Genomic DNA, 617 nt, shown 5'->3' on the forward strand with positions numbered 1-617 from the left:
ATGATGGCAGAGAGGTCACACCCGTTCCCATACCGAACACGGAAGTTAAGCTCTCTAGCGCCGATGGTAGTTGGGACCTTGTCCCTGTGAGAGTAGGACGTTGCCAGGCAAATGGAGGATTAGCTCAGCTGGGAGAGCACCTGCCTTACAAGCAGGGGGTCGGCGGTTCGATCCCGTCATCCTCCACCATTTATGTCGGAGGGGTAGCGAAGTGGCTAAACGCGGCGGACTGTAAATCCGCTCCTTCGGGTTCGGCAGTTCGAATCTGCCCCCCTCCACCATTTCTTAATTATTGGGCTATAGCCAAGCGGTAAGGCAACGGACTTTGACTCCGTCATGCGCTGGTTCGAATCCAGCTAGCCCAGCCATTAAGAGCCATTAGCTCAGTTGGTAGAGCATCTGACTTTTAATCAGAGGGTCGAAGGTTCGAATCCTTCATGGCTCACCATTTTCAATAAAATATGCGGGTGTGGCGGAATTGGCAGACGCACTAGACTTAGGATCTAGCGCCTTTGGCGTGGGGGTTCGACTCCCTTCACCCGCACTTTTAATAAAATATCTCATAACATGTCTTGCGGAAGTAGTTCAGTGGTAGAATACAACCTTGCCAAGGTTGG

At 51.9% G+C, this 617-nt stretch carries 5 tRNA genes and 1 rRNA gene; all 6 read left to right on the forward strand.

The annotated features are described in order from the left end of the window. Window positions 1-109 (forward strand): 5S ribosomal RNA (rrf, locus tag ACS2MN_RS30960); the annotation flags it as partial. 4 nt (window positions 110-113) lie between these two features. Next, window positions 114-189: transfer RNA gene (locus ACS2MN_RS30965), tRNA-Val, on the forward strand. A gap of 8 nt (window positions 190-197) precedes the next feature. After that, window positions 198-281, forward strand: a tRNA-Tyr gene (locus ACS2MN_RS30970). 12 nt (window positions 282-293) lie between these two features. Next, window positions 294-368, forward strand: a tRNA-Gln gene (locus tag ACS2MN_RS30975). A 4-nt stretch (window positions 369-372) separates the two neighbouring features. Continuing rightward, window positions 373-448 (forward strand) — tRNA-Lys (locus ACS2MN_RS30980). 15 nt (window positions 449-463) lie between these two features. Continuing rightward, window positions 464-544, forward strand: a tRNA-Leu gene (locus ACS2MN_RS30985). The last annotated feature ends 73 nt before the right edge of the window (window positions 545-617 follow it).

This window comes from Bacillus cereus group sp. BceL062, assembly GCF_051780025.1.
GTDB lineage: Bacteria > Bacillota > Bacilli > Bacillales > Bacillaceae_G > Bacillus_A > Bacillus_A toyonensis.